The sequence below is a fragment of the Mycobacterium sp. genome (assembly GCF_032159765.1).
Lineage (GTDB): Bacteria > Actinomycetota > Actinomycetes > Mycobacteriales > Mycobacteriaceae > Mycobacterium.
Genome location: NZ_JAVHWM010000047.1, coordinates 1 through 4856 on the forward strand (window position 1 = coordinate 1; position 4856 = coordinate 4856).

The 4856-nt window shown below is 66.2% G+C and carries 6 protein-coding genes; 3 read left to right on the forward strand and 3 right to left on the reverse strand.

The window, feature by feature from the left end:
- The 3 genes from QOH60_RS05160 to QOH60_RS05170 all read left to right on the forward strand — a co-directional run.
- Positions 1–1014, forward strand: a 1014-nt coding sequence (locus tag QOH60_RS05160; protein ID WP_526417799.1) for a sulfotransferase, incomplete at its 5' end; no start/stop codon positions are given.
- A 6-nt stretch (positions 1015–1020) separates the two neighbouring features.
- On the forward strand, positions 1021–1782 hold the full coding sequence (locus QOH60_RS05165; protein ID WP_526417801.1) for a sugar phosphate isomerase/epimerase family protein: 762 nt from the start codon (positions 1021–1023) through the stop codon (positions 1780–1782).
- Positions 1783–2985 carry a DUF1214 domain-containing protein gene (locus tag QOH60_RS05170; protein WP_526417803.1) on the forward strand — a complete coding sequence of 401 codons (1203 nt, stop codon included), beginning with the start codon at positions 1783–1785 and terminating at the stop codon, positions 2983–2985.
- A gap of 78 nt (positions 2986–3063) precedes the next feature.
- Here the strand turns inward: QOH60_RS05170 and QOH60_RS05175 are convergent, their stop codons facing one another.
- From QOH60_RS05175 to QOH60_RS05185, 3 genes are all read right to left on the reverse strand, one after another.
- Complete coding sequence (locus tag QOH60_RS05175; protein WP_526417805.1) at positions 3064–3693, reverse strand: urease accessory protein UreD; 630 nt, start codon at positions 3691–3693, stop codon at positions 3064–3066.
- Positions 3675–4352, reverse strand: a complete 678-nt coding sequence (gene ureG / locus QOH60_RS05180) for an urease accessory protein UreG (protein WP_526417807.1) — start codon at positions 4350–4352, stop codon at positions 3675–3677. Before ureG ends, QOH60_RS05175 begins: the two co-directional genes overlap by 19 nt.
- 10 nt (positions 4353–4362) lie before the next feature.
- On the reverse strand, positions 4363–4856 hold a 494-nt coding region (locus tag QOH60_RS05185), incomplete at its 5' end, for an urease accessory UreF family protein (protein ID WP_526417809.1).

Here is a 4856-nt window from a genome sequence, read left to right on the forward strand (position 1 = left end):
ACCGAGGTATGCCACTGGCTGCTGACCTCACGGCTCGAATTCTTCGAGGACCGCAATCGGTTTCCTGTCGCCGACGAGGTGATTGAGCGACCGATGTTCGTCACCGGCGAGCCGCGTTCGGGGACGACGCTCATGCACGCGCTGATGTCGGTGGATCCAACGGCACGCGCATTGCGATTCTGGGAGGTGATGTACCCGTCGCCGCCTCCCGGAGTCAGCCGCGGGGACGACCCGCGCCGCGCGAAGGCCGACGCCGACTGGCGCGAGATCAACGCCAAGATGCCGAAATGGCTGCACAGCCATCCGTACAACGACATGCTCGGCGACGGACTGCCGGAGGACGAACGCACCTGGGCGTTCGACTTCCGGGTGATGACGCCGACGGCCTGGTGGCGGGTGCCGATGCAGACGCTGGTCGGCGGCCTGCCGATCGACCCGGCGGCGCAGTACCGCATCCACAAGGCGATGCTGCAGCAGTTGCAGTACGCAAGGCCACGGAAACGCTGGGTGCTCAAGGGCTTTCACGGGTTCCGGCTGAGGGAGTTCTTCGACGCCTACCCGGATGCCCGCCTGATGTGGCTGCACCGTGACCCGGTGCAGGTCGCAGCGTCGCGGACGATGATGATGGCCGACATCCTCGACGGGATCGTCGGGCCGGTTGATCTCGACGCCGCCGCCAAGATGCACCTCGAGCTGACGCGGCAGAGCATCGCCAACACGATGACCAACCCGTTCGTCGACGATCCCCGCATCTTGCACGTCCGCTATACCGATTTCCTCGCCGATCAGGTGGAAACCGTCCGCCTGTTCTACGACTTCTCCGGCTGGCCCCTGAGTTCTGACGCCGAGGACGCGATGCGCGACTACTTGGCCAACAACAAGGGCGACCGCTACGGCAAGTTCAGGTATTCGGTGAAGCTGCTCACCGACATCGGGGAGGACATCGCTGCGTTGCATGACGAATTCGAGCCGTTCCGAACACGTTTCGGCGTCAAGATCGAGCAGCGGGATTAGGCCGGCATGCAGGAGCGGTTGTCGGTGCACAACGTCACCTTCCTGGGCGCGTCGTTGTCCGAGCTGGAGAAGTATTGGCGGGCAATCGGTCTCACGCGGCTGAGTATCCTGGACTCACAGCTGGCCGAGGCCGGTCTCGCGGCGTTGGTCGCTGGCGGCTACTCGATCGAAGCGGTGTGCCACGTGTTCGGCGGCCGGGACGAGCTGTTGAGGGTAGTCGACGCCGCCGCGGGCCTCGGCGCACGGACGGTCTACATGCTGACCGGCGGACGTGGGGGACGCACCTGGGAGCAGAGCGCCGACGAGTTCTGCTCGGCGATCGAGCCGTGCGTGCGCGCGGCAGACAGCGCGGGCGTGGGGCTTGCGATCGAGAACGCGTCGGCCCTGTACGCCGATATCCACATCGCGCACACGCTTCGCGACACGATCGCTCTCGCTGAGATGGCCGGCATCGGGATCTGCATCGACCTGTTCCACTGCTGGGCCGAAGCCGGGTTCGCGTCCCTGGTGGACCGGGCGCTGCCCCGCACGCGCCTCATCCAGTTGAGTGACTACGTCCTCGGCGACAGAGCGCTTCCCGGCCGTGCGGTACCGGGCGACGGCACCATCGCGATCGAGTCGTTCCTGGCGCAGGCGATCGCGCGAGGGTATGCGCATGGTTTCGATCTGGAGTTGATCGGGCCGCGCATCGAACGCGAGGGCCGATTCGTGGCGGCATCGCGTGCGTGCAATGTGGTGACCGCGATGCTCGATCGGCTCGGTGCATAGATGGCGTACGGAGAGGGGCCCCACGACGCTGCGCTTCACGCCGCGTGGAGCGAGTTTTGTGACCGGCTGAAGGCGGCCGGCGAGCGTGCGTTCAAGGACGAGAATCCGGCCTCGGGCCCGCATCGCGTCGACGCGTTCCGATTCCTCACCCAAAACCTCGGGCAGGCCTTCGATTTCGCGTTGGAGACGAAAGACACGCGCTACCCCGTCATCCACACGTTCTGCAACCCGACACGCAAGCTGGGCGGCGACTGTGCTGATTTCGTGTACCAGCAGGCGTGGATCGACGGCCGATCGACGTACCGGATCGCCGGCACTCGCGGCAGCGCACGTTTTCTGAACTTCACGGTGCAGGGGCCACGATCCGACGGACCCGGGGTGCTGCACGAGCCGTTCGGCGACGTGCCCGAGGCGAATCTGATGGGCGTAGCGACTGACTCCGATGGCAGCTTCGAGCTGTACATCGGCGGACCTGAGCGCGGCCCCAACTGGCTGCCTACCACCGAAGGTTCACGAAAGCTGTTCATCCGCCAGGGATTCGACGATTGGGACGAGCAGCCAGCACGCATGCGGATCGAGCGGGTGGACATGGCTGCTCCCAAACCCTTGCCGACAGCTGCCGAGATGGTCGCGGCGATGGGATGGGCCGCGACCTTCGTCACCGGCCTTATGGACGACTGGCCCGAGTTCCCGTTCACGTACGGGGGCGTTGATACCGAGCGGCTCAATCAGTTCCCCGGCGTGGCATCCAGTGGCGCCGACGTCAAGCGCGGCCGCGCCGCGGTGAACATGCACTGGGTGCTCGCACCCGACGAGGTGCTGATCATCGAGTTCGACGCTCACGAGGGTCTATGGATGCTGACGAACATGGGAGTCTTCTTCACGAGCATGGATTTCCTGTACCGCCCAGTCAGTTACACACCACGCCGCACAAAGGTCGACAGCGACGGCAAGGTGCGGGTGATTCTGGCCCACGACGATCCCGGGTATCACAACTGGATGGACACGCAGGGATTCGAGCGCGGCAATGTGACGTATCGCCATATGCTGGAGGGCCAACCCGCCGTACTGGGCACACGACTCGTCGCACGCAGCGAACTGGCGGACGCGCTACCGCCGGACACCGCGACTGTGACGCCCGCTGAACGCACGGCTCAGATGTGGCGGCGCTTCCGGGGAATTCGGCAGCGCTACCAGTTGTGACGTTTGCCGAACGTCGATTACCCGTCGTTTTTTCGGCAAAATCTCGACGGGTAATCGACGTTCGGCGCGGGGCGGGGCCTAGTCGAGGCGGTCGCCTTGCCAACTGGAAAGGCACCCGCCGCCGGCCAACTCCAGCGTCACACCGGCCATGCCGGTACAGGGACCCGGATAGCGAAACTCACCGACATAGGCGCGCGGCGCGGCGATTTCGTCGTCGGCCAGTGAGCCGGTCCCCAGTTCGACACGGTGACGCAACAGCGGGGCGCCGTCGAGGTCCGCGTGAAGCAGGCCCGACCAAAATCCTTCCCGTTCACCGCTTCTACCGATCTGCACGCGTTCGTGTATTCGTACGGACGCGGAATTGGTCAACCGCACGCGCGTCTCACTCGTATGGCTGGCCCGCGCAGCAACGAGCGTCGGTTGAGGGTTGATCTCGAGATGACCTGCGACGTCGATCGACCAGCGGATGTGTGACGCGGGGCCGTCGATTCCCGGCAGCACAATCATCGCCGCGACGCTGCACAGCCGCAGCCGCGCGCCGTGTTCGACGGTCACGCGCAGATGGATCGTGTCTCCGCCCAGCGGACCGGCCGCCGCGGACACCAGGTGCACGGTGTCGCGTCCCGTGCGGCGGGCCGCCACCGCGCCGCGGCTCTCGATGGTCGCGGGTCGGCTCGCGTGCGCGGCGATCAGGACGTCGGAATGCATGCGAGTTGTTCGCGGACCCACCTCAAAACCTCGGTGGCCGCGGGGTCTTCGGTCAGGGAGATCAACACGAAAGGCCGCTCGCCACGCACTGCGGCGGCATCGCGGCGCATCACGTCGAGGTCGGCACCCACCATCGGCGCGAGGTCAGTCTTGTTGATCACCAACAGATCTGAGAACGTGACGCCAGGCCCGCCCTTGCGGGGCACCTTGTCGCCGCCTGCCACGTCGATCACGAAGATCTGCACGTCGACGAGCCCGGACGAGAAGGTGGCTGTCAGGTTGTCGCCACCGGACTCGAGCAGAATCAGTCGCAGGCCGTCGATGCCGGCGATCAGGTCGTCGATCGCGTCAAGGTTCGCCGTGATGTCGTCACGAATAGCGGTGTGTGGACACCCGCCCGTCTGCACCGCCGTGATCCGCTCGTCGGGCAGCACGGCGTGCCTGCGCAGAAAGTCGGCGTCCTCGGTGGTGTAGATGTCGTTGGTCACCACCGCGAGGGACAGCTCGTCGCGCAGCTGACGGCACAACGCGGCGACCAGTGCGGTCTTCCCGGAACCGACCGGCCCGCCGATGCCTATCCGCAACGGTTCGTCCGGTGTGCGGGTGCGCTTGGGCCTGTGGTGGACGTGTGGTTGCCCGTCGAGTATGTGCGGTGGCATAGAGCGCCTTTCAACTCACGAAGAGCGGTTGGGGACGTTGCAGGTGGCGCTGCGCGAGTTCGTCCAGCACCGGATCGGACAGATCGGCCAAGCCGGCGCACGCCTCGGCGGCGGTCTGCTCGCACAGCGGGGACAGTTCGAAACTCAGTGCCGCCACGTCAGCGGGATCCAGCGCGAGGAGTCGCTGCCCGGCCGTCGCCGAGCCCGTCATCGTGGTGTACACCACCTGCACGGCAGTGTGTTTCGACGTGACCCCCGCGGCCATGCCGAGCGCACCGGCAGCGACCGCCAAGTGCGGCGTCGCTCCCAGCTCGTCCCACTGGTGCCCAGGCCACACTCGGCGAGCCAGCCGCACCAGCCCGCGGCCTTGTGCCCGTGACGCCTGGCGTGCCGCGGGAGCCGGTGTGCGAGCATCGGTTTCGGCATCCGCTGCTGCGACCGACAGGTTTCCGCCGTGAACGGCAGTTGCGATCGACGCGGTCACCAGCCCGTGAGTGCGGATCC

What these genes read in the sequence shown, in the direction of transcription:
- QOH60_RS05165 (WP_526417801.1), top strand. Translation starts at nt 1,021, where the DNA reads ATGCAGGAGCGGTTGTCGGTGCACAACGTCACCTTCCTGGGCGCGTCG.
- QOH60_RS05170 (WP_526417803.1), top strand. Translation starts at nt 1,783, where the DNA reads ATGGCGTACGGAGAGGGGCCCCACGACGCTGCGCTTCACGCCGCGTGG.
- QOH60_RS05175 (WP_526417805.1), bottom strand. Translation starts at nt 3,693, where the DNA reads ATGCATTCCGACGTCCTGATCGCCGCGCACGCGAGCCGACCCGCGACC.
- ureG (WP_526417807.1), bottom strand. Translation starts at nt 4,352, where the DNA reads ATGCCACCGCACATACTCGACGGGCAACCACACGTCCACCACAGGCCC.